Genomic DNA, 22,466 nt, shown 5'->3' on the forward strand with positions numbered 1-22,466 from the left:
AATAAATAAGGGGAGGACCGCCGATGAGCGCCAGCACAACCGGCCATAAATCAGGCGACCGCAAGACCATCTTCATCACCGGCGCCGCCAGCGGGATCGGCCTGGCCAGCGCCAGGCGCTTCGCCGCCGAGGGCTGGTTCGTAGGCCTGTCGGATATCGACACCGCCGGCCTGAATGCCGCCCTTTCCGCCATCGGCACAGACAACGGCGCGACCTACAAGCTGGACGTGCGCGACCGCGAGGCGTGGGACAATGCCCTGGGCGACTTTGGCAAGCTGACCGGCGGCAAGCTGGACGCCCTGCTCAACAATGCCGGCATCGCCCGCTTCGGCAATCTGGAAGCGCTGAGCGAGGCCGACTGCGATCTGCAGATCGACATCAACATCAAGGGCGTGATCCACGGCGCGCGGGCAGGCCTTGGCCTGCTGAAGGCCGGGCGCGGGCGGCTGATCAATGTGGCCTCGTGCGCGGGCCTGTATGGCTCACCCAAGCTGGCGGTCTATTCGGCCACCAAGTTCGCGGTGCGTGGCCTGTCCGAGGCTCTCGACGTCGAATACGCCGCCCACGGGGTCAGCGTGGCCTGCGTAATGCCGTGGTTCGTTGAGACCCCGATCCTCAATGCCGGCTCGTCGGGCAGCAATGAGAGCATGGCCGACGCCCTCAAGAAGGGTGGGCTGGAGGTCTATCCGGTCGAGGACGCCGCCGAGGTGGTGTTCAAGTCGGCCACCGGCAAGGAGCTGCACTATTTCGTGGGCAAGCGGGCCCGGCAGATGCGCTTTGCCACCAGCTTCATGCCCGGCTCGGTCAGGAAGCAGCTCCGGTCGAGGCCGATGCTGGAGTCCTGACGTCGGCGGAGGTCTTTTCCAGCATGGGCTTGGCCGGGGCCGAAGCCGGCTCGACCGGCTGGCCCAGCGGTCCGCCCATGCCCGAGGAGGCCGAGGCCGGCTGCGCGCCGCGAACGGCGTTGGCGGCATAGGCCACGCCGAGCGGCTTGCCGTCGGCCGTGAGGCCTTCGGTCAGGCCGGCGATCATCGGCGCATTGGGCAGGTCCTCGACGGTCGAGGGCTCTGGCGTGCTGGTGAAGGCTCCCGGCGCGCCGGTGCGGCCGCCGAAGCGATAGAAGACGTGCATCCCCACCTGGGCCACGCGCAGCAGGCGCGGACCCCAGCCGGGCGAAACGCCGGTGGTGTGGAAGTGGGTAGCCGAGCCGACCTCGTTCATCACCGAGCCCGACAGGGCGCGCGAGGCGACCTTCTGGGCCCGGCCCCAGGCACCGCGTTCACGCGAGCGACGCATCGAGCCGTCGCAGGCAAAGCTGAACTGGCAGCCGGTCTGGCGATAGGCACCCTGGAACACGACGCCGCAGATCGATTTGGGGAATGCGGGATGACGAACGCGGTTCAGCACCACCTGGGCCACGGCCGCCTGGCCGCCGGGGGTCTCGCCCCGGGCTTCGTAATAGACAGCCTCGGCCAGGCAATCGAGCTCGCGCGAGCTTTCCAGCACATTGGTCAGGCGGAACGGCGCGGCGGCGGGATTGAACGGCCCACCGAAGCTGGCGCGCAGCATCAAAGGATTGGCGGCGCGGGGAACCAAAGACGTCGTGTCGCGGTTTTCTAGACGGGCGACCAGCAAAGCGACCTGGCGATCGCGCTGGGCAGCGCCAGCACCGGTATAGGGATCATGGCGACGGGCCACGGCGAGGGCGCCGGGGTCCATGCGAGACGCGGCAGCGACCAGGGCGGCGTCGGAGAAACCCTCCGAGGCGCCGTCGGCCAGGCGCGTGACGCGGGCGTGTTGGGAGGCCGTCTGGGCCAGCCCACCAGCAAGGTAGACACCGCCTAGAGCCAGACCCGTGATGGATCCGACCAATACGGCACCGACCAGCCCGCGCGCGTCCGCGCGCGTCTGCGACTTGATGTTCAAAACTCGTGTCCTGCGCGGCGAGGGCGTACCGCCCCCCGACAAAAAACGCTTCAAGGGACCCGGAAATGCACTGTCGGGCGGCCCTGGAAGCGGGGATTCGACCGGTTCACGATGTGGCCGAAGTCCTGCTTGTGAACGCCTTATGACGCATCCATGAACGAGTCGCAAGCATCTGCCGCAGTGCAGCATTGATTCTGGGCGAAACTGACGCAGTCCAGAACGTTAACGCCTTGATTCGCTAGAAAAACTGGACAATCGAAAAAACGCCTCCTTTGCCGCGCCGCGAAGCATAGGGCCAACTGTTCTGGTGCCCTTGACTCAGCCAACTCCACCCCTGCGCGCAACGTTACTGATGGCGGAAAATCCTCGGCTCTAAGGCGGCGATCAGCACGGTTTTTCGCATCATCGCGCCGCCCTCCGCGCCCCTCAGCGGCGACCCAATCTGGCCAGTCGCCAGCCCTCGATCAGGATCTTGCCGGCATTGACGGCAACGACGACCACGATGGTCACCTTGAGGCTGCCATCCAGCCAGGTCTGCAGCCCGGCCAGCGCTTCGGTCTGGCCGTCGGGACCGGTAAAGGTCAGCCACGGCATGGCGCGCCACAGCAGGCCGGCCAGGATCAGACCGCCGATCGCCAGGGCGATTTCAGCCACCGCACGGGGCGCGATCCAGGCGGGTCGCAGCACGATGATCAGGCTCGACACCACCTGGCCCACGGCCAGCAGCAGGATCGGCAGGTGCAACTGGCTGAAGATCGACCCGACCGTCATCGTCACCCCGTCATGGCGGGTGAGCGCCATTTCGGCGACGGGGAAGTCGACCACCCCGACCCACCAGAGGATAAACACCACGCTGACCACGACCTCGAACAGCGCCTCAAAGCGGGTGCTGGGCGGAAACCAGCCCTTCTTCGGCGCCACATAGGGCAGGTCCGCGACGCGCCATTTGCCGAAGTCGCCAGTCTTGATCCAGCCACGCTCGATGGCCGCGCCGATCAGGGTGACCACACCCACCAGCTGCAGGGCAAAGGGCAGGAAGCCCGAGAGCGCCTGACTAAAGGCCCGCGACACGTCCCAGTCGGTGGTGGCCATGTGGAACACGGCCGGGACTACGCTGACAAAGGCCGCAATGGCCAGGGCCGCCTTCAGGGCAAACAGCCAGTAGGGATAGAGCTCCACCCCGATCAGGGCGCGCTGCGGGCCATAGCGGCCGGCCACGGCCAGCGGGTGGCCAAAGCCGTTCAGCAGGGCCTCCATCTGGGCCTTGTCCAGCGGCCGGCCCAGCTCGGCCGCCTTTTCGTCGATACGGCTTTCCAGCAGGTCGCGCAGCTCGGCGACGATGTCCTGGCGCTGGGCGGCGGGCAGAAGGGCGGCGACGGCGCCCAGATAGCGGTCGAGCAGGTCCATGGGAGCCTCCTTCAGAGCAGCGGTTGCAGGGTGGAATTGATGGCGCGCCATTCGTCGGCCAGCCGGACCAGCACGGCCTCGCCTTCGCTGGAGAGCCGGTAGAAGCGCTTCTTGCGCTTGTCCTCCTCGCGCCATTCGCTGGCGAGCAGGCCCTGCCCCTCCAGCCGGCGCAGCATCGGATACAGCGCCCCTTCGTCGATCTCGATGCCGACGGCCGACAGCGCCTGCCGCAGGCCGTAGCCGTACCGCTCGACCCGCAGCTGGGCCAGCACGGCCAGGATCAGCGTCCCGCGCCGCAGCTCCTGGCGGAGCTGCTCAAAGATGTCCGTCTCATTCGGCATGGTGTGCGCCATATCGTGTGCGCCACATGGTGTGTGGCACACACTGTGTGACATACAGTGTGTGGGGAGTCAAATGGCGGGTGGTGAGGCCCCTCCCATCTTCCCCCTAAGGGGGAGGAGGGCCGCAGGCCCGGAGGGGGCAAGTGACGGGTGGATTGCCCTTGAACCGCCGTAGGCCCCCACCGGACCGGCTGCGCCTTCATCGCCACCGGCGAAGGCCCAGATCAGGCTGGCGATCGCCGCACCCGGTCCTATGATGCAGGGGTGAGAGGCAGGCCTGACGCCAGCGACGGGGAATGAACGGCCCATGTGGAACCACGTCAAAGAGACCATCAAGCAGGCGTCGGGACTCAACGACAGCGCCCTGCACGCCGTGATCGGCGCGGCGATCTACCTGGCCCTGGTCCTCCTGACCCGACGGCCATGGCTGTCTCTGGCCATCGTCGCCGCGATCCAGATTTTGAACGAAGCCGTCGATCTCATGGAAAACATCACCGGCAGCGGCTTGACCGGCGCGGTGAAGGACACCGTCCTGACGCTCATCGTGCCGGCCGTTCTGGCCATCGTGCTGGCATGGCGAATGCCTCAAAAACGGGGGTGATGGGGAGAATGGCGCGTGCGGCTGTGCGGGTATGGGCCCCATCTTCCCCCTAAGGGGGAGGAGGGCCGCAGGCCCGGAGGGGGCAAGTATCGGGTGGATTGGATCTGAACCGCGCAGGCCCCCACCGGACCGGCTCCGCCGGTCGTCCGCCCCCGGCAGGGGCGGATGGGGCTACCGCATCCGCCCCCACCCCTGCCCCGTAGCTTGAGCACAACAGCGCCCGGAGGCTGCCGACATGATCCTCAAGACCCTCGCCCTGGTTGCGGCCCTCGCCGCGCCGCTGGCCGCGCCGGCAGAGACCGCGCCGCTCGACGTCGCCGCCCTGCGGCTGGCCACGGTCGGGGCGTGGGAGGGCAAGCTGGAATATCGCGACTATCAGTCCGACCGCTGGTTTGGCCTGCCGGTGACGGTGCGTATCGAAACCCCGGGCGACGGCGTCACCCTGGTCCGCAAGGCGGCCTTTGATGACGGTCCCCAGACCGGCACGGTGTGGATCACCACGGTCGAGCTGCTGGACCCGGCCACCGGGCTCGAGACCTCGGCCGGGTTCCGCAAGGGGCGCACGCCCGAGCTGTCGGCCACCACCCTGCGCCTGGCCGCGCCGCCGACGGACGCCACCCACTGGACGATCATCGCGCAGGCCGACGGCCGCGATGCCGACCGCCCGGCCCGGCTGCGCCTGACCACCGTGCGCGACGGGGCGGTAATGACCACGCTGAAGGAGATCGACTTCCTCGATGACACCGGCGAGGCCTGGCTCCAGCGCAACCGCACGACGCTGACCCGCGTCGGCGGCTGAGCCGGCCCCCTCCGGAAAGCCGGAGGGCCCTACTTCACTTCGGTGACGAACTGGTCGCGCGGACGGCGGACCTTCTTCAGATTGACCAGCCAGTCGCCCTCGGGCTGGCGGTAGCCCAGCGGGGCGATGACCACCGAGCGCAGGCCGCGCTCGCGCAGGCCGAGGATCTCGTCCAGGGCCTTGGGGTCGAAGCCTTCCATCGGGGTGGCGTCGACCTCTTCAAAGGCCGCCTGGGCCAGGGCCAGACCGAAGGCGATATAGGCCTGGCGGGCGGCGTGCTCGAAGTTCACTTCGGCATCGCGCTGCGGATACGAGGCCAGCAGCATCTGGCGGTAGTTTTCCCAGCCTTCGTTGCGGAAGCCCCGGACCTCGTTGACCAGGTCGAACATGTGGTTGATGCGGTCGGCGGTGTAGTTGTCCCAGGCCGCGAAGACCAGCAGGTGCGAGCCGTCGGTGATCTGAGCCTGGTTCCAGCCGATGGCCTTGATCTTCTCGCGGACCTCCGCGTTGGTGACGACGAAGACCTCGAACGGCTGCAGGCCGCTGGAGGTCGGGGCCAGTCGCGCGGCCTCCAGGATGCGCTCGACCCTGTCCTCGGACACGGCCTTGGCCGGATCCATCTTCTTGGTGGCGTAGCGCCAATTCAGCTTTTCAAGCAGCACAGGGGTAACCTCGTCTGATCCGCACGCGGCGGTAAGAGGTTGCATGTGGCGGCGCGCGGCCCAAACCGCAACCGCTACGGTTTCTGAAAACTATAGGCGGTTGCGGGATCGGCGTCAGACTCCCGGCTCAGGCTTCAGGCCATAGCCCGCGAACTGCGACTCGACATCCGGATCGATGGCGCGGGCCGCTGCCAGGTCGGCCCGACCACCGGCCGTGTCGCCCTTGCGCAACCGCACCAGCCCGCGCCCGAACAGCGACGAGACCTGGCGCGGGGCGATGACCAGGGCGGCGTCATAGTCGCGCAGGGCCGCGTCCAGCCGGTCGGCACGGGCATGGACCAGGGCCCGGCTGTCGAGGAAGCCGGCCACTTTAGGGTTGGGCTTCAGCGCGCCGTCGCAGTCGGCCAGGGCCTTGTCGAGGTCGCGACCAAAGGTGGCCCGGGCCCAGCAGCGGTTGTTCAGCAGGACCGAGCTGTCGGGATAGAGGGCCACCGCCGCATCGGCATCGGCGAGGGTCGCCTCATACTGGCGACGCCGGGCATGGATGTCGCTGCTGACGCTGTAGGTGGCGGCGCTGAACGGGTCGATGCGCCGGGCTTCGGTCACGCGGCGCAGGGCCAGATCATAGCGTTCGGCGGACGCATAGGCCTGGGCCTGGGCCAGCACCGTCGAGATATCGTCCGGATCGACGACCAGGGCCGCTTCATAGCGGGCGATAGCGTCGTCCCAGGCCTTCAGCCGCATGGAAACGCCCGCCCGGCTGAGCAGGGTCAGGTGATCGCGCGGGGCCAGGGCGAGAGCCCGGTCGAGCACGGCGGTGGCCTTGTCCAGCTGGTTCTGCATCATGTGGGTCGCAGCCAGGTCCCGCATCAGGGCCTGGGAGTCCGGCTTGGCCGCCAGGGCGGCGGTCACCACGGCCTCGGCCTTGTCCGGCGTGCCGGCGATCCGGAAGATCCGGGCCCGCAGATGGATCCACTCCGTGGGGTCGGGCAGCTTGCGCTCGGCCTCGTCGCAGATCTTCAGCGCCCGGGCGTAGTCGCGGCGGGTCAGTTCCGTCTCAACAAGACCGGCATAGGCAGAGCGGGCCTGCTCCTTGTCGTCCTTGAGGCGTCCGAACAGACGCGCGGCCGCGTCCAGCCGGTTGTCGCCCAGCGCGCGCCAGGCCTCGGCGATGGGCGTCTCTTCCGGGGCTTTGCTGTCGGCGGGCATGACCTGCAGGACGGTGATGCCGAACTCGCGGTCGGCGCGGCGGGCCCGGGCGGTCGCGGCGCGGGCCTCGGCGGCGGCAACCTCGGGCCCCAGCGTGCGCGAGCTACTGAACATCACGACGCGGTTGTTCTGGAACTCGGTGCGCCGGCGGATGACAAAGCCGCCCAGGGTCTCGTCGACCGAACGTCCCAGCACCCGGACCTGGGGCCCGGTGGCCGGCAGGATCACCGAGGTTACCCAGCGCTCATAGCCGGGAAAGTTGACCACATAGGGGGCCTCCTGGTCCTGGGCGATGTCGCGCTCATAGCTGGGCAGGGACAGGAAGCTGCCGTCGATCTGCCAGCGGCGCGGCAGGTCCAGATCCTGCCGCCAGTCGATCTTGCCCTTGCCTGCCACGGTAATCCGCAGCTCGGCCCGCTCGGCATCGAAGGCCCAGTCGGCGCGCTCGAAGTCGACCCAGGTGATCCGCTTGGCCCAGCCGGAACGGTAGCCGCGCTCAAGCTCGTCGCGGGGCGCACTGGCGATCTCGCGCGACAGTGCTACGGCACTGTCACCACGCACATAGGTGTCGATGGTCACCTCGGCCGGCGCATCGATCCCGGCCGAGGCATCGACCCGCATCAGGGTCTCGCCATAGGGCCGGGCCGGAGCGGATGGGGCGATATATTCCAGAACCCCGCCACTGGATCGCAGCGGCAGGCCCCAACCGAAGGACGGCGGCTCGAGATTGGCAAGGCTCTCGTCACCCGCCCGGGTGCCGTCCAGCCAGTAGATCCGGCCGGCCAGGGGCAGGCGCAGGATGACGTGATCGAACAGGGCGAGGCGCGGCAGGTGACTGTCGAGGCCGTTGCCGCCACCGTTGGCGTTGACCAGGGTCGCCTCGGCCGGCAGGCCCAGTTCTGTCAGCAGGGCCAGCAGCAGCGCGGTCTTGGCCTTGCAGTCGCCGAAGCGCCGCCGCCAGGTCTCGTCGGCCGAAGCCGGGACCAGGGCTCCCGCACCCATGCCGACATAGACATAGCGCACCTGCGACTCGACCAGCTTCAGGGCCAGGGCGGCCCGGACGGCGGGATCGGCGCTGGCGGCGCGGATCCGCTCGACCTCGGCCTTCAGCGGCGAGGCGGCCTCCAGGGTGGCGGCCCGCGCATAGTGGCCGGCCATCAGGGTGGAAATCTCGGCCCAGTCGCGGAACTGGCTGAACTCGATGGTCCCCTGGTCGGCATAGCGCATCGGTGCACCGACCGGCAGCTTGGGCGCCTTGGCCAGCAGCATGTCAGAGACCAGTTCCGAGCCCTCGGCCGTTTCGGTGACCACCGGTGTGGCAAAGCCGCTGGTCGCCCGCCAGCGGGTCGGCATGGCCTTGGTCCACAGGGCCCGCACCCGGTAGCGTCCGGCCGCGCCCTCCTGCCGGATGGCCGTGGCGTCTTCGTAGCGGTCGACGCCGAGGGGATCGCGGAACCGGCGGGTCATGGCGGTGTCGATCACGTCGCCGACCCGCAGGCCGCGGATCTGCACGGTCGCCGTCAGCCGCCCGTCCAGCATCGAGGATTCCAGATTGCTCTCGCGCCGCAGCACCTCGAACTTGTCGGACTTCAGGGCGTCGATCACCTGGCCGTCGCGCAGGACATGGACCTTGTGGATGGTCAGGCTCTCGGTCTCGGGGTCCCACTCGCGCGACACCCAGCCCAGGTCCTGCAGGCCCTCTTCGGTCAGGATCTTGTTGGCGATCTGGATATAGGTCTCGCTGCCCTTCGGCGCGTAGCGGGTCTGTTCGTCATAGAGCAGCATGGCATAGCCCGCGCCCGGCTCGACCACCGGCACGGCCGGCAGCGGAGCCGGCTTGACCCAGGCCGACGGCGGACCATAGCGCAGGGTCGTTTCGGCAGCCCGGGCCTCGCCCACGGTCACCAGAATGGCCGCTACGGCCAGCACGCGAACAAACATGTAATCCCCCAACTCAGGACCAACACTAGCGCTCCCGCGACGCGACGCAACCCAAGGTCTAGACTTCCGCCACCGCCCGCCGCTCTTTCTCTAGCGCCGGGCGATCCAGTCGCTGATCACCTTGAGGGCCGCCGGCGACATGGTCTCCTGCAGGTTGCCGTACTCGCCGGGATCACCGGTGGCGCTGGTCTGGAACAGGTGGTTGAGGCCGGGCAGTTCGACCACCTCGGCGGCCGGATTGCCCTTCAGGGCCTCGCGCAGGGCCGGCAGGTTCTGGCTGGCCACTACCTGCACGTCGACCGCGCCGTTCAGCGCCAGGACCGGCACCTTCAGGGCCTTCAGCGCCGGGCGGGGATCGTGAGTCAGAAAGTCGCGATACCAGGGCGAAGCGACCGTGCGCACCTGCGCCTCGACCGCCTCGGCCGGTGCCCCGGCGGCCGTCAGCAGTCGCCGCGCCTCGGCCCGCGCCGCCTCGGGCGACAGGGTGGTCAGCATGGCGGCGTCCAGGGCGTCGCCCTTGGCGGCGGCCGTCTCGATACTGGCCGGCGGCAGGCCCATGGCCTTGAGCACGGCGCGGCGCTGGACCGGCATGATCTCGCGACCGGGCACGCCGGGGCCGGCCAGCAGCACCACGAAGGCGACGGCCGGATCGCGGCCCGCCACCTGCGGCGCGATCAGCCCGCCCTCGCTATGGCCCATCAGCCCTACCCGCGCCGTGTCGATCCCCGGCTGGGCCCGTAGCCAGTCCACGGCGGCAGCGGCGTCATCGGCGAAGTCGCGACCGAGCGCCGAGCCGAAAGTGCCGGTCGACTGGGCGGTCCCGCGATCATCATAGCGCAGCACCGCCACCCCGCGCCGGGTCAGGGTGTCGGCCAGCAGCAGGAACGGCTTGTGGCCCAGCAGGGTCTCGTCGCGGTCCTGAGGACCCGAGCCGCTGATCAGCACCACCGCCGGGAATGGTCCCGCACCCGGCGGGACGGTCAGGGTTCCGGCCAGCTTCACTCCCGGCGCGCCGCCGTCGAACGTGACGGGGCGAGCCTCATAGGGGAACGGCGGCTTGGGCTCCTGCGGGCGGCCCGGCGGCGGATACTTGCCCGGCGTCAGCACCAGCGGCAGCGGCATGCCCTGCAGCCAGACCCCCGACCAGCCGCCCTTGGCACCATCCCAGCTTCCCGAATAGCGGCCCTGCACGGCGGGGACGGTGAAGCTCAGCGTACCGTCGGCCAGCCGCGCCTCGGCCACGGGCAAAGGCGGCGAAAGCTGGTCCAGGCTGACCAGCTGGCCGCCGAGGACGCCGTCGGGTCCGCGCTTGAGGCTGACCTCCAGCCGCAGGCTGCGCGGCCCGATCGCCAACGCGCCGTGCCATTCGCCCTCGGCCGCGGGCGGCGGGGTCGGGGGCGAGGTCGGGGCCTGGGCCCGGGCCGGCAGTGCGGTCAGGGCCAGCGCTCCGCCCGCCAGAACGCCCATCAGGGCGGCCAGCAACAGGCCGCGCGCACGGGGCGACGTCATCATCCAGAACATCACAAGGTCTCCAGATCGAGCGGGGTCGGCGCAACGGAGAGGACAAGGGGGGCAAGGCCCCGGAGGTCGATCAACACGCCACGCCGAACCCCAAGAGGGAACACGACATGGCGTCCGGTTATCGACGGACGCCGGACCGGATTCGCCCCGGAGCGGAGCGCGGCCCGGCCGCGACAAGCGCGGCCCGATAGCTGTACCCATGATATAAAACGGCGTTCGCCCGTCAAGCAAAACCGGAAGGCGAGTCAGCCCCTCCCGCCACCTGCCGCCAGCCTGCTGACACTCGCCGTCAGCAGCCCCCCTAGCCTTCCCGCCCCCGCGCCCCTACTTTCAGGCCATGGCCAGCCCCCCGGATTCCGGCGTTTCCGACGTCTCCACGCCCTTTGTCATGGACATGGTCCCCGGCGGCGCGATCCCCGCCCTGTGGACCCCGCACCGCCCCGAGCGCCCCGCCAAGTCGGAGGGCGGCAAGCGCTTCAAGCTGGTCAGCGACTACAGCCCCGCCGGCGACCAGCCGACCGCCATCGCCGAACTGGTCGAGGGCCTCAACAATGGCGATCAGGACCAGGTGCTGCTGGGCGTTACCGGCTCGGGCAAGACCTTCACCATGGCCCAGGTCATCGAAAAGACCCAGCGCCCGGCCCTGATCCTGGCCCCCAACAAGACCCTGGCCGCCCAGCTCTACAGCGAGATGAAGAGCTTCTTCCCGGAGAACGCGGTCGAGTATTTCGTCAGCTATTACGACTACTACCAGCCCGAAGCCTATGTGCCGCGCACCGACACCTACATAGAGAAGGACAGCTCGATCAACGAGCAGATCGACCGGATGCGCCACTCGGCCACCCGGGCGATCCTGGAGCGCGACGACGTAATCATCGTCGCCTCGGTCAGCTGCATCTACGGCATCGGCTCGGTCGAGACCTATACGGCCATGACCTTCACCCTGGAGGTCGGCCAGACGGTCAACGAAAAGCAGCTGATGGCCGACCTGGTGGCCCAGCAATATAAGCGCAACGACGCCGCCTTCGAGCGCGGCACCTTCCGCCGCCGGGGCGACACCCTGGAAATCTTCCCCGCCCACTATGAAGACCGCGCCTGGCGCATCAGCCTGTTCGGCGACGAGGTCGAGGCCATCGCCGAGTTCGACCCGCTGACCGGCAAGAAGACCGCCGACCTGCCGTCGATAAAGGTCTACGCCAACAGCCACCACGTCACCCCGCGCCCCACCCTGCGCCAGGCGATCATCTCGATCCGCGCCGAGCTGAAAGAGCGGCTGGCCTGGATGTATGAGAACGGCAAGCTGCTGGAGGCCCAGCGCCTGGAGCAGCGGACCAATTTCGATCTGGAGATGATCGAGACCACCGGCTCGTGCGCCGGCATCGAGAACTACAGCCGCTACCTGTCAGGTCGCCAGCCGGGCGAGCCGCCGCCGACCTTCTTCGAATACATCCCCGACAACGCCCTGCTGTTCACCGACGAGAGCCACCAGACGGTTCCGCAGATCGGGGCCATGTACAAGGGCGACCGCAGCCGCAAATGGACCCTGGCCGAGTACGGCTTCCGCCTGCCCTCGGCCCTGGATAACCGCCCGCTGAAGTTCGAGGAATGGGACGCCATGCGGCCCCAGTCGGTGCACGTCAGCGCCACCCCGGCTGCCTGGGAGCTGGAGCGGGCCGGCGGCGTCTTTGCCGAGCAGGTGATCCGCCCCACCGGCCTGATCGACCCGCCGGTCGAGGTGCGCCCGGTCAGCAAGGACGGCGCCTCGCAGGTTGACGACGTCATCGACGAGATCCGCCAGGCCGCCGCCAAGGGCTATCGCTCGCTGGTCACCGTGCTGACCAAGAAGATGGCCGAGGACCTGACCGAATATATCAACGAGCAGGGCATCGGCGTGCGCTACATGCACTCCGACGTCGACACCCTGGAGCGCATCGAGATCATCCGCGACCTGCGGCTGGGCCAGTTCGACGTGCTGGTCGGCATCAACCTGCTGCGCGAGGGCCTCGACATCCCCGAATGTGGGCTGGTGGCCATTCTCGACGCCGACAAGGAAGGCTTCCTGCGCTCGGAAACCAGCCTGATCCAGACCATCGGTCGCGCGGCCCGTAACGTCGACGGCAAGGTCATCCTCTATGCCGACCGGATCACCGGCAGCATGGAGCGGGCCATGGGCGAGACCAGCCGCCGCCGCGAGAAACAGCACGAATTCAACCTCGCCCACGGCATCACCCCCGAAAGCGTCAAGCGCGACATCAAGGACATCCTCAACAGCCCGTTCGAGCGCGGCGACCGCGTCACCGTGCCGATTGGCGGCCTGCACACCCCCGACGGCGACAAGCCCTTCAGCGGCGACAACTTCAAGGCCGCCCTCAAGGACCTTGAAGCCCGCATGCGCGAAGCCGCCGGCAACCTGGAATTCGAAACCGCCGCCCGCCTGCGCGACGAGATCAAGCGCATGAAGCTGATGGACCTGGAATTCGCCAACGAGATCCTGACCGGGGTCGGCGAGACGGTGGACAAGGCCATGCCCAAACGCCTGCGGGCCGAGCTGCGGGCCGAGCAGGCGGAGGCGTTTCGGAAGGGGCGGTTGTAGGGCGGGCGCAGATCCTCCCCCTCCGGGGGAGGTGGCCCGAAGGGCCGGAGGGGGCCAGCGCGGCGTTCGCCCAGCTATCCCCCTCAGTCGCTCCGCGACAGCTCCCCCAAAGGGGGAGCATCTAACGCACCTCATCTTCCCCCTCCGGGGGAGGAGCGCGCAGCGCGGAGGGGGCAGCGCGGAGGGGGCAAGTGGCGCGGCGCCATTCGGACCGACGGGTACCCCTCGGGGTGCCGACACCCGCAACCCACCGCCCAGCCTCTTCCTGTTCGAGACGGTCCTGCCCCCGTACCCCGCGACGCGCCGGGCGCGCGGATCGCGTTCAACACGCGGCCGGATGATCGTGAAGTGGTGGCGGTTAGGTCGGTGTGTGACGGAGAAATGAAGGCCACCCCAACGGCCCGACGAACAACTCAGACAACAAGAGGATTCGAGCAACGCCCATATTTAAGACCTATCTAGCTGTTTTTATTGATTTTATTTCCGGCACCCAACTGAAGTCCTGGGATGCAACTTCCTCAGTTGCATCGCAACGCGCAGAAGACGATGATGTAGACAAGCTGGAGTCACATCGCCATGAGCTTTACCGAGACCGCCCTATCGCATGAAGTGCGCTTGATTACGCCTGCCGAGGCGCGCGAATTTCTCACCAACGTGCGAAATCAGGCCCCCTTGGATAAGCGCCAGATAGCTACCTACGCCCGCGACATGCGGAACCACATGTGGAAGCTCAACGGTGATCCTCTCATCTTTGATAGCTCAAACGTTCTTATGTCTGGGCGCCTTCGCCTACACGCGTGCATTGAAGCGGGCGAGGCGTTTTCGAGTCTCATAATTCGAAACATCGATCCTAGTCACTTCGACACAATTGACGCGGTACGCCGGCGAACTGTGTCTGACATCATGTCAATTCGACAGGAGCGCGACGGCCGAGCCTTAGCGGCCGCATTGACCGTTCTGTGGCGCTTTGCGAACGATGATTTCACCAGCCAACGGAATCGGGTGTCCTCCCAAGCTCTGCTAACAATTCTTGAGGAAAATCCGGACATTAGGCTGTCTCTGAGGATCGCCAAGGTCGCGACACCCTCGGTACCCCACGGCCTAGGAACGGCATTACATTTTCTTTTTTCCAAGGTCGATCCTGTAAAGGCCGACGAATTCTTCAAAGAAATCGACGCCGCTACGGAAACATCCACTGGCGCAACACAATCGCTTAAAAAGCAGTTGGAGGAGGGCGTTCGTGAAGGCGGACGAAGAAGCCAAATTCAGATCGCTGGGCTTCTTATAAAGGGATGGGAAGCCTATCGCACCGGTCGCTCGTTGACCCTAGTAAGATACTCGCCTGGACACGACACCTTCCCCACCATTTCGGGCTTAGGCAGTCACGTTCGATTTGACGGGGTCAAACACAGCGATCAGCAAGGCCCCTCCTCGAACTCCGCAACCCCAGTTAGTCTGCAGGTACGAGTGGAGGTGATCACGCCAGTGCGCGCGGGAGAGATTCTCTCGCGTAATGACCGCAACCGCAAAATCGCTTCGGCCGTGGTTGAGAAGTATGGCCGGGACATGCGTAGCGGCGCGTGGGTTCTGAACGGCCAGACAATTAAGATCGGCTCTAGCGGGCGCCTTCTCGATGGCCAGCACCGTTGCGCTGCTGCCGAACGATATGGCGTCCCCTTCCCCGCCATTGTGGTTGAAGGATTGGACGATGATGTATTCGACACCTTTGATGTAGGTCAAAAGCGATCTATTTCTGCAATACTTAAAGATAGAAACGAGACTAATACAGCGAACCTGGCCGCAACTCTTCGATATGTTTGGCTTCTGGATAACGGCTATATTGTACTCAGGAACGTAGCCCCGACAATTAGTGAACTTCTAGACACATTAGATATTCATCCCGGAATTCGAGATAGCGTCCGATTTATTACGAAAGTCCGCGACGTAACGTCATCCATATCTCTAGCTCTCCATTATTTCTTCAGTCGCATCGATCCGATAAAGGCGGACGAGTTCCTTGAGCGCCTGGGGGACGGAGTAATGCTCGGTGCAGGAAGCCCTATTCTAAAGCTCCGCGAAATCCTTCTAGCTGATCGTGCAAACCTCAAAAGACGCCTCTCAGATGCGGAGAAAGCTGCACTGACGATCAAGGCGTGGAACGCCCATCTAACAAATCAGTCCGTGAAAACTCTGAAGTGGCAAACCGGAGGCGAACGTAGGGAAGACTTCCCAGTCATCCGTGGCCTTAGTCATGGAGGGAAATCGTGATGGATCAAAAATTATCTGAACAAATGTCCTTAAGACTGCCATTCAAAACCATGGAGTTGCTCAAATCCATGTCGGGAGAAGTTGGAAGATCGGCGTTTATCAGAGAGCTAATCGAAAGAGCGGCTCGTCAGGAGGCGCGTGTCGGACGCGCAAGGAAAAAACGGAAATGACCCAAGCCGCATCTCCTCCTAACTGGGCAAACAAGCTTTCCGCCGGGATTGCGGCGTTCGCTCTGGTTGCCGGGGTGTTGTGGTATGTTGCAAGGCTGGATGCGCGCGTGGACCAAATTGAAACGAGCGTGACAAGAAATTCTGCGGCCGGCAATCAATCCGAGAAAGCGCTTACCTGCGGAGATGTCGCAGCTAAGGTCGCGGAGGCCTATCGCTCCGGCGATGGATTTAGGGTGGCGCAGCCTTTGGAGCGGCTCATGGATCGAATGGAGTGCTCTCCATCAGCTCGGCATAGCGAGCCATAGTAGATGCAATGAGTTCGCCGATGGGGCAAGCATCTCTAAAGCCCGTCGGGGCCATTCTCCAAAAATCAGTAGCGCTAAAGCTCTCATGATCATCACCCGCCCCACCCCCGACGCCAAGATCGCCGCCACCTTCCCGGTGATGTCCCAGCTGCGCCCGCACCTGACGGCGGAGACCTATGTCGCCCGCATCCGGGGGCTGATGGTCAGCGACGGGTTCCGGCTGGCCTAAAGAGGGGGCTCACCTCGCGCCCCACCCCGCCCTTCATCTCATGGAGGCCAAGCGTGACGGTCTGGACAGGTTGGTCCACCGACCCCGGTCTGCGACCGGCCGCGCGGCGGCGGCCCGGAGGGCCGGCCTTGAGCAACCTGTCCAGACCGGCGACCGTCTCGCCGTGAGATGAAAGGCTGGCTGCCTTCGGCGCGAAGGGCAGCGCCCCGAAGATCCTCCCCCTGAAGGGGGAGGTGTCGCCCCCGCCAAGGCGGGGGAGACGGAGGGGGTAGTAACAGCTGACGCGGTGCGCACTTCCCCCTCCGGCCCTTCGGGCCGCCTCCCCCTTCAGGGGGAGGATCTACGGGCGCCCAGCCCGCTGCATCCCCGGCGCATCGCCCATAAACCCCAGCAACTTCAACACCCTGCAAAAATCTCGCACCGCGCCGTCAGACGCGCTCAAAACGTCCTGCATAATCATCCCACCTGACAGCACGGGAAGGGCGCATGGCCAGCGACCGTTGCGGCTGTTTGGGGTGGTCGAGCGGGAAGCTCAAACGATGGCGGGAGGAGTGTCTTGTGCTCCGGGCCGTCAACCCTGTCGTGTCTGGCGGCGGTCGGCCGTGGAACACTAAAACGACGTCACGGCAGGGGTCGGGCGAGCAGCAGGCCGGTTCGGGAGAACCGGCAGTCCGGAACGGGGTCGCGCCCCGGTCCGCCCGTCGGAGGCTTCAAGGCGGCGAGGCCCAAACAGGGCTCAAGCGCCGCACGCCTCTGAAAGAACGACCGCGCGGAGCGCTCGTCTTCGTCGAAACGGTACTTACTACACTCACATCCGGGCGAGGCCCGGGCGCTCTGCAACCCTTCCCCCTCCCCTCGCAGCCAGGGCGCGAGGCTGGAAAACCGCGCCTGCCCGGCGGGCGGCCAGGCGGGCCTGCGGGGTCAGTCGGCCTTGGTCGCCTCCGCCCGCGCCCGCTTCAGCCGCTCGCGATAGGCGGCGGAGCTCTTCACGAAGCCCTCGGCGTCGCCATAGTCGAGGAAGGCGGCGTAGCGCTCGTGGGTGCCCTTGACCTTGAGGGCGTGCTTGATCGGGCACCAGTATTGCTCGGTGCGGGCGGTGATCTCGCGGGCATAGGCGATGACGCCGTTGCCATAGCCGCAATAGACGCAGTTGAGCTTCTGGACCGGGTTCAGATAGCTCAGCCGGTGGCGGTCGATGACCACATAGTCGCGGCGATTGACGCGCTCTATGCCCCAGGCGGTGAAGCAGCCCAGCTGATAGAGGCTGACGGCCAGGTCCATCAGGGCCATCGGAATGACCATGCCGTAGATCAGCGGCAGGGTCAGCAGGGTGGGCCACGGGGTCTTGAAAAAGTGGATGCGCCGCTTGTGACTGCGCTGGCTGGCGCGGACCTCGGGGCCAAAGCGCGGCTTGCCCCGCTCCAGCTTCAGGCCGTGGGCCCCGGCCCGGGCCGCGAAGGCCTGCTCCAGCTGGTCTTCAAGCTGACGCAGGCGCTCGATCATCGCCTCGATCGAATCGGCCATCGCAGACGTCTCCGGTTGCCCGCGCCATCCATCCGCCATTCCGGCCGCCGGGGCTATGGAAGGTTTGCCCCCTGCGGAAACCGGCGCGGAGCGTCCGGCCTTTTGAAGAAGCCCTTGAAGAATAGGCACTATACGTGCCATAAATATCCAGAGGCGCTCCGGCCCTGTGACGAGAAAACCTCATCTCGGGTTCCAGCCTTTGGTAAACTGGAAATTAAGGATAGAAAGCGCTTTTCTATACAGTAACCTGACTGCTAATATCTAGCCCAGCCTCCAATATATGCGAGAAGTGACGGTATACGCTTTAATACTGCGAAATCTTGCCTATCTATAGGGCGAAATCAGGAGATTGGTTGTGCTGGACAGCAGCAAGATAAATCTCGAGACGGCCAAGATCCTGGTCGCTGATGACAACGAACACGCCCGGAAGATCGTCCAGGACCTGCTTTGCGCCTTTGGCGCCAAGGACGTCGTCACGGCCTGCGACGGCGACGAGGCCAAGGCCCTGCTGGTCAATCACAGGTTCGATCTGCTGATCACCGACGGTGCCATGCCCACCTGCGACGGCTATGAGCTGGTGCGCTGGCTGCGGAGCCGGCCGCGCGACGAGGATCGCATCATCCCCGCCATCATTGTCTCGGCCCATACGCGGGAGGAGCAGGTCGTGGCGGGTCGCGACAGCGGGGCCAACTACACGATCGCCAAGCCGATCAGCCCCTTAACCCTGCTGGAGCGGATCGCCTACATCTCCAACCAGCCCCGCAGCTTCATTGTTTCAGAGACCTATGCCGGTCCAGACCGGCGCTGGAAAAACCGGGGCCTGCCCGAAGGGACCGAAGGCCGACGCAAGGGCGATCTGTCGATCGATGTGGGCGTCGCCGTCGAGCCGAACCTGTCGGACGGCGAGCTCGACATGCTGATCAGGCCTCAGAGGGCCGCTCCATGAGCACGGTCCGCACCATCCGCAAACCGCCCCTGCTGATGCAGATCATGAAGGCCGCCGGCGGCGTCCACGCACGCACCGCCCTGGCCAAGGCCTATGCGGTCATGAAGTCAGCCCGCGCCGGCCACGTGGCGGCCATGGCCGAGTTGCTTGCCGGCCTGGGTGCCTGGCGCGATCTGCCCGCGCCCTCCGAAGCCGACTGGCAGGCCCTGCGCGAGGCCGGCGCCGAGATCATAGGCCTTTGCGATGCCGAAGAGGACGCTCACCTCCTGCGGGCCGCCCGCCTGCTGTGCGAATATGTTGATCGCACGGGCGGTGCTCCGCGCGCGGCGGCGATCGGGGTGCTGTTCATCAACACCATGAAAGCCGTCGCCACCCGGGACGTCGATGACGCCGCGCAAGCCGAAGTCATGCGCGGCCTCGAGGCCCTGATCCCCCGCCAGACTAGAGCACCATCCCCGCCAGCCGACCGCGAATGATCGCCTCGGCCTCGGCGACCATCCGGTCGACCAGGTCCTTGACGGTGGGGATATCGTGGATCAGGCCCTGGACCATGCCGGCCGACCAGATGCCGCCATCGGTGTCACCCTCGGCCAGGGCGTCGCGGCCACGGCTGCCGGCCACCAGATGCTGGACGTCCTCGAACTTGGCCCCGCCGGCCCGCTCGATCTGCACGACCTCCTGGCTGACGGCATTGCGCATCACGCGGGCCGTATTGTGCAGGGTGCGGAAGATCAGGTCGGTCTGGCGCTCGTCATTGGCGACCATCTGCTCCTTGAAGGCCATCGGGATCGGAGCCTCCTGGGTGACGCAGAAGCGGGTGCCCATATTGACGCCGTCGGCGCCCAGGGCCAGGGCCGCCACCAGGCCGCGTGCATCGGCAATGCCGCCCGAGGCCAGCATCGGGATCTTCACCTTGTCGGCGGCGGCGGCGATCAGGATCAGGCCGGGAATGTCATCCTCGCCCGGGTGGCCGGCGCATTCGAAGCCGTCGATGCTGATGGCATCCACGCCCATCCGCTCGGCGCTGAGGGCGTGGCGGACGGCGGTGCACTTGTGGATCACCTTCACGCCGTTGGCCTTGAAGTGATCGACATGCTCCTGCGGCTTGTAGCCGGCGGTCTCGACGATCTTGATGCCGCTCTCGATGATCACCGCGCGGTATTCGGCATAGGGCGGCGGCTTGATCGACGGCAGGATGGTCAGGTTGACGCCGAACGGCTTGTCGGTGAGATCGCGGGTGCGGGCGATCTCCTTCGCCAGCTCCTCGGGCGTCGGCTGGGTCAGGGCGGTGATGAAGCCCAGCGCCCCGGCATTGGCGACGGCGCTGACCAGCTCGGCCTTGCCCACCCACTGCATGCCGCCCTGGGCGATGGGGTGCTCGACGCCGAAAAGCTCTGTGAAACGGGTCTTGATCGCCATGGCCTTAAGCCTCCCAGTCTGATTTTCGCAGACTATGGCGGATTGACCCTTGCGGCAGGCAAGAGGCGGTTTTTTGATCCTCCCCTCATGGGTGTTTGGACCGGAGACATCCGTGACAGGTGTTCGGAGACATCCGTGACAGGTTGAGGATGCTATTTTGCGGTCCTCAGGTCGATGGTTTTGAGACGTTGGGTCTGGAAGAAGACGTCGAAGACGCCATCGGTCTGGGTGGCTCGCAGGGCGACAGCTTTTCCAGCGAAGGCTTTTGGGACCTTGAGCGGACGGTTGGCAAAACTGAGATGGCCCCCTTGCTGGACCCGGCGAACCTGGTCGTCGGGTCCGTACTCGAAGGGCGGGATGACGGGCTGGTAGGGCCTTGGACTGTGTCGGTAGCGATCGACGGGAACCGCCATGTCCAGGGCCTGGTGAGGCCGGACCAGATTGTAGATGTCACGCCAGTGATCGAGCGCGCGGGCCGCATGGTCGAGGGTCTCGAAGGGGGCGCTCAGGGCCTCGGCCTTTAGGGTGCGATGGAAGCGCTCGTCCTTGCCCAAGGTCTGGGGATGATAGGGCCGGGAGTGGCTGATGCGCACGCCCAGCTCGATCAGCCACACGCCCAGCGGGGTGTAGGGATCGCCGGGGCCGTTGCCCCAGGGCGAGCCGTTGTCGGTGGCGATGCGCCAGGGCAGACCATAGCGGGTAAAGGCCTGGATCAGTTGATCCTTGACGGTCTGGGTCTTCTGGTTGGCGCAAGCGGCCAAGACCACGGCAAACCTCGAGTGGTCGTCCAGCACCGTCAGGGGATGCAGTCGCCCTGAGCCGAGGGCCACATGGCCCTTGAAGTCCATCTGCCACAGATCGTTGGGCTGGGGATGCTCGAAGCGGATGAAAGGCTGAGCGCCGCCGCCTTCACCGCCCAGCGCCACACCACCCCGGCGCAGGATCTGGGTCACCGTCGAGGGGGCCGGAGCCTCAAGCCCCTCACGCCGCAGCACCGCCGCGATCTTGCGGCCACCCCAGGCCGGATGCTCCGCACGGACCTGAAGCGTCGCATCCTCAACCGCCGTCTCCGTGCGCCGGGGCGAGGTCCGCGGTCGGCGAGATCGCGCCTCAAGGCCCGCATCGCCTTGCTCCCGATAGCGCGCCATGAGCCGGTAGCCCAGCGTCGCGCTGACCCCGAACCGCCGGCAAAGCTCCCGCCTGTTACAGCCTTCAACCAAGGCCAGCCGTACAAACTCCCGTTTGCGATCCATCGCAGACACCCCCGTGAACGGCATCCCGACCTCCCTCTGAGATCGGAAAATGTGTCACGGATGTCTCCGAACACCTGTCACGGATGTCTCCGGTCCAAACAATGGGGGAGGTGGCCCAAAGGGCCGGAGGGGGCAGCGCGGCCCCTGCCGGAGGAGCCCCCTCAGTCGCTTCGCGACAGCTCCCCCGGAAGGGGAGCATCGTGGTGACCCTACTGCAGCCCCACCCGGCCGATCGCGTAGAAGCGGTCCGAGCGCTGCTTGCGCAGGGCCGCCACGTCGAGGGCCAGCAGGCCCTTCAGCTCGTCCTCAACCGCATCGCCCACGGCCTGCAGGGCGGCAGCGTGGTCGGAGTGGGCCCCACCGGCCGGCTCGTCGATGATGCGATCGACGATGCCCAGCTTGATCAGGTCCTGCGCCGTGATGCGCATCTGGGTGGCGGCGTCCTTGGCCCGGGCGCCGTCGCGCCACAGGATCGAGGCCGCACCCTCGGGGCTGATCACCGAATAGATCGAGTGCTCGAGGATCAGCACCTTGTTGGCCCCGGCCAGGGCGATGGCCCCGCCAGAACCGCCCTCGCCGACGATGGTGGCGATCATCGGGGTGTTCAGGGTCAGGCAGCGCTCGGTCGAGCGGGCGATGGCCTCGGCCTGACCGCGCTCCTCAGCCCCCAGACCCGGATAGGCCCCGGCCGTGTCGACAAAGGTCAGGACCGGCAGGTTGAAGCGCTCGGCCATGTCCATCAGGCGCACGGCCTTGCGATAGCCTTCGGGGCGGGCCATGCCGAAATTGTGCTTCAGGCGGGTGGTCGTATCGTGGCCCTTCTCGTGGCCCATGACCACGACAGGCTGGCCCCGGAAGCGGCCAAGGCCCCCGACGATGGCCTGGTCGTCAGCGAACTTGCGATCGCCGCGCAGCTCGACGAACTCGTCAATCAGGCCGGCCAGATAGTCGCGCAGGTGCGGCCGCTGCGGGTGGCGGGCGACCATGGTCTTCTGCCAGGCGTCCAGATTGGAATAGGCCTCGACCCGCAGCGCCTGGGCGCGGTCGCGCAGGGCCTGGATCTCAAGCTCGAACGCGCCTGGACCGGCCGTGTCGGAGAGCTTGCTCAGCTCCTCGATCTTGCTTTCCAGGTCAGCGATAGGGCGTTCGAAATCGAGATAGTGGGCGGCCATGGAGTCTCAACGTCGCCGTTTACGAAAGGGAGGGAACCTAGTGGCTAAGGCGACAAAAGGGAACCGGCTTTGGAACCAGACGTCCAGAGGGAGGATTCATCCACATGACCGTCCCCAGATTGTCGCGACAGAGAGTCTCTTTTGAAGACTCATTTCTATGGTGAATCGCGACATATGGTC

The 22,466-nt window shown here is 66.3% G+C and carries 19 protein-coding genes; 9 read left to right on the top strand and 10 right to left on the bottom strand.

All coding sequences use genetic code 11. From position 1 onward, the window contains the following. Positions 1-23: 23 nt before the first annotated feature. Complete coding sequence (locus ACW179_RS00145) at positions 24-845, top strand: SDR family oxidoreductase (RefSeq protein ID WP_492061741.1); 822 nt, start codon at positions 24-26, stop codon at positions 843-845. Here the strand turns inward: ACW179_RS00145 and ACW179_RS00150 are convergent. From ACW179_RS00150 to ACW179_RS00160, 3 genes are all read right to left on the bottom strand, one after another. After that, the gene (locus ACW179_RS00150) at positions 805-1,926 is read right to left on the bottom strand and encodes a cell wall hydrolase (protein WP_492061742.1); all 1,122 of its coding nucleotides are present in this window, start codon (positions 1,924-1,926) and stop codon (positions 805-807) included. The genes ACW179_RS00145 and ACW179_RS00150 overlap by 41 nt on opposite strands. Before the next feature lie 426 nt (positions 1,927-2,352). Beyond that, positions 2,353-3,333 (bottom strand): hypothetical protein, encoded by a 981-nt coding sequence (locus ACW179_RS00155; protein ID WP_492061744.1) that lies wholly within the window; start codon positions 3,331-3,333, stop codon positions 2,353-2,355. An 11-nt stretch (positions 3,334-3,344) separates the two neighbouring features. After that, entirely contained in the window at positions 3,345-3,674 is a 330-nt protein-coding gene (locus tag ACW179_RS00160; RefSeq protein ID WP_492064365.1) for a PadR family transcriptional regulator, read from the bottom strand. A 307-nt stretch (positions 3,675-3,981) separates the two neighbouring features. Here ACW179_RS00160 and ACW179_RS00165 point away from each other — a divergent pair, with 307 nt between their 5' ends. Continuing rightward, complete coding sequence (locus ACW179_RS00165; RefSeq protein ID WP_492061746.1) at positions 3,982-4,275, top strand: hypothetical protein; 294 nt, start codon at positions 3,982-3,984, stop codon at positions 4,273-4,275. Positions 4,276-4,510: 235 nt separating this feature from the next. Beyond that, the gene (locus tag ACW179_RS00170) at positions 4,511-5,074 is read left to right on the top strand and encodes a hypothetical protein (protein WP_492061748.1); all 564 of its coding nucleotides are present in this window, start codon (positions 4,511-4,513) and stop codon (positions 5,072-5,074) included. 29 nt (positions 5,075-5,103) lie between these two features. Here ACW179_RS00170 and ACW179_RS00175 read toward each other — a convergent pair whose 3' ends face one another. The 3 genes from ACW179_RS00175 to ACW179_RS00185 all read right to left on the bottom strand — a co-directional run bounded on the left by ACW179_RS00175 (position 5,104) and on the right by ACW179_RS00185 (position 10,407). After that, on the bottom strand, positions 5,104-5,736 hold the full coding sequence (locus tag ACW179_RS00175) for an NAD(P)H-dependent oxidoreductase (protein ID WP_492064366.1): 633 nt from the start codon (positions 5,734-5,736) through the stop codon (positions 5,104-5,106). Positions 5,737-5,850: 114 nt separating this feature from the next. Continuing rightward, positions 5,851-8,886, bottom strand: coding sequence for a DUF3857 domain-containing protein (locus ACW179_RS00180; protein ID WP_492061750.1), 3,036 nt, complete (start codon positions 8,884-8,886; stop codon positions 5,851-5,853). A 90-nt stretch (positions 8,887-8,976) separates the two neighbouring features. Next, positions 8,977-10,407, bottom strand: coding sequence for an alpha/beta hydrolase family protein (locus ACW179_RS00185; RefSeq protein WP_492061753.1), 1,431 nt, complete (start codon positions 10,405-10,407; stop codon positions 8,977-8,979). Positions 10,408-10,744: 337 nt separating this feature from the next. Here ACW179_RS00185 and uvrB point away from each other — a divergent pair, with 337 nt between their 5' ends. The 4 genes from uvrB to ACW179_RS00205 all read left to right on the top strand — a co-directional run bounded on the left by uvrB (position 10,745) and on the right by ACW179_RS00205 (position 15,972). Continuing rightward, a complete protein-coding gene (uvrB, locus tag ACW179_RS00190; protein ID WP_492061754.1) occupies positions 10,745-13,000 on the top strand; it encodes an excinuclease ABC subunit UvrB in 2,256 nt (751 codons plus the stop codon). Between the two features lie 576 nt (positions 13,001-13,576). After that, positions 13,577-15,268 carry a hypothetical protein gene (locus ACW179_RS00195; RefSeq protein WP_492061755.1) on the top strand — a complete coding sequence of 564 codons (1,692 nt, stop codon included), beginning with the start codon at positions 13,577-13,579 and terminating at the stop codon, positions 15,266-15,268. 166 nt (positions 15,269-15,434) lie between these two features. After that, positions 15,435-15,743 carry a hypothetical protein gene (locus tag ACW179_RS00200; RefSeq protein WP_492061757.1) on the top strand — a complete coding sequence of 103 codons (309 nt, stop codon included), beginning with the start codon at positions 15,435-15,437 and terminating at the stop codon, positions 15,741-15,743. 85 nt (positions 15,744-15,828) lie between these two features. Continuing rightward, positions 15,829-15,972, top strand: coding sequence for a hypothetical protein (locus tag ACW179_RS00205; protein WP_492061761.1), 144 nt, complete (start codon positions 15,829-15,831; stop codon positions 15,970-15,972). Positions 15,973-16,893: 921 nt separating this feature from the next. Here the strand turns inward: ACW179_RS00205 and ACW179_RS00210 are convergent. Further along, positions 16,894-17,496 (bottom strand): hypothetical protein, encoded by a 603-nt coding sequence (locus tag ACW179_RS00210; RefSeq protein WP_492061767.1) that lies wholly within the window; start codon positions 17,494-17,496, stop codon positions 16,894-16,896. A 355-nt stretch (positions 17,497-17,851) separates the two neighbouring features. Here ACW179_RS00210 and ACW179_RS00215 point away from each other — a divergent pair, with 355 nt between their 5' ends. Both ACW179_RS00215 and ACW179_RS00220 read left to right on the top strand, forming a co-directional pair. Beyond that, positions 17,852-18,442, top strand: a complete 591-nt coding sequence (locus ACW179_RS00215) for a response regulator (protein ID WP_492061772.1) — start codon at positions 17,852-17,854, stop codon at positions 18,440-18,442. Continuing rightward, positions 18,439-18,918, top strand: a complete 480-nt coding sequence (locus tag ACW179_RS00220) for a hypothetical protein (protein ID WP_492061774.1) — start codon at positions 18,439-18,441, stop codon at positions 18,916-18,918. Before ACW179_RS00215 ends, ACW179_RS00220 begins: the two co-directional genes overlap by 4 nt. Here the strand turns inward: ACW179_RS00220 and ACW179_RS00225 are convergent. From ACW179_RS00225 to ACW179_RS00235, 3 genes are all read right to left on the bottom strand, one after another. Beyond that, positions 18,884-19,861, bottom strand: coding sequence for an NAD(P)H-dependent flavin oxidoreductase (locus ACW179_RS00225; protein WP_492061776.1), 978 nt, complete (start codon positions 19,859-19,861; stop codon positions 18,884-18,886). The genes ACW179_RS00220 and ACW179_RS00225 overlap by 35 nt on opposite strands. A gap of 152 nt (positions 19,862-20,013) precedes the next feature. Next, a complete protein-coding gene (locus ACW179_RS00230; RefSeq protein ID WP_492061778.1) occupies positions 20,014-21,138 on the bottom strand; it encodes an IS481 family transposase in 1,125 nt (374 codons plus the stop codon). Between the two features lie 185 nt (positions 21,139-21,323). Next, positions 21,324-22,286, bottom strand: a complete 963-nt coding sequence (locus ACW179_RS00235) for an acetyl-CoA carboxylase carboxyltransferase subunit alpha (RefSeq protein ID WP_492061780.1) — start codon at positions 22,284-22,286, stop codon at positions 21,324-21,326. Between the last annotated feature and the right edge of the window lie 180 nt (positions 22,287-22,466).

The sequence above is a fragment of the Caulobacter sp. AVps18 genome, from assembly GCF_058681425.1.

Bases quoted from the DNA above. Each gene is read 5' to 3' on its own strand.
- ACW179_RS00145 (WP_492061741.1), top strand. From the start codon at position 24: ATGAGCGCCAGCACAACCGGCCATAAATCAGGCGACCGCAAGACCATC.
- ACW179_RS00155 (WP_492061744.1), bottom strand. From the start codon at position 3,333: ATGGACCTGCTCGACCGCTATCTGGGCGCCGTCGCCGCCCTTCTGCCC.
- ACW179_RS00160 (WP_492064365.1), bottom strand. From the start codon at position 3,674: ATGCCGAATGAGACGGACATCTTTGAGCAGCTCCGCCAGGAGCTGCGG.
- ACW179_RS00165 (WP_492061746.1), top strand. From the start codon at position 3,982: ATGTGGAACCACGTCAAAGAGACCATCAAGCAGGCGTCGGGACTCAAC.
- ACW179_RS00170 (WP_492061748.1), top strand. From the start codon at position 4,511: ATGATCCTCAAGACCCTCGCCCTGGTTGCGGCCCTCGCCGCGCCGCTG.
- ACW179_RS00180 (WP_492061750.1), bottom strand. From the start codon at position 8,886: ATGTTTGTTCGCGTGCTGGCCGTAGCGGCCATTCTGGTGACCGTGGGC.
- ACW179_RS00185 (WP_492061753.1), bottom strand. From the start codon at position 10,407: ATGTTCTGGATGATGACGTCGCCCCGTGCGCGCGGCCTGTTGCTGGCC.
- uvrB (WP_492061754.1), top strand. From the start codon at position 10,745: ATGGCCAGCCCCCCGGATTCCGGCGTTTCCGACGTCTCCACGCCCTTT.
- ACW179_RS00195 (WP_492061755.1), top strand. From the start codon at position 13,577: ATGAGCTTTACCGAGACCGCCCTATCGCATGAAGTGCGCTTGATTACG.
- ACW179_RS00200 (WP_492061757.1), top strand. From the start codon at position 15,435: ATGACCCAAGCCGCATCTCCTCCTAACTGGGCAAACAAGCTTTCCGCC.
- ACW179_RS00205 (WP_492061761.1), top strand. From the start codon at position 15,829: ATGATCATCACCCGCCCCACCCCCGACGCCAAGATCGCCGCCACCTTC.
- ACW179_RS00210 (WP_492061767.1), bottom strand. From the start codon at position 17,496: ATGGCCGATTCGATCGAGGCGATGATCGAGCGCCTGCGTCAGCTTGAA.
- ACW179_RS00220 (WP_492061774.1), top strand. From the start codon at position 18,439: ATGAGCACGGTCCGCACCATCCGCAAACCGCCCCTGCTGATGCAGATC.
- ACW179_RS00225 (WP_492061776.1), bottom strand. From the start codon at position 19,861: ATGGCGATCAAGACCCGTTTCACAGAGCTTTTCGGCGTCGAGCACCCC.
- ACW179_RS00230 (WP_492061778.1), bottom strand. From the start codon at position 21,138: ATGCCGTTCACGGGGGTGTCTGCGATGGATCGCAAACGGGAGTTTGTA.
- ACW179_RS00235 (WP_492061780.1), bottom strand. From the start codon at position 22,286: ATGGCCGCCCACTATCTCGATTTCGAACGCCCTATCGCTGACCTGGAA.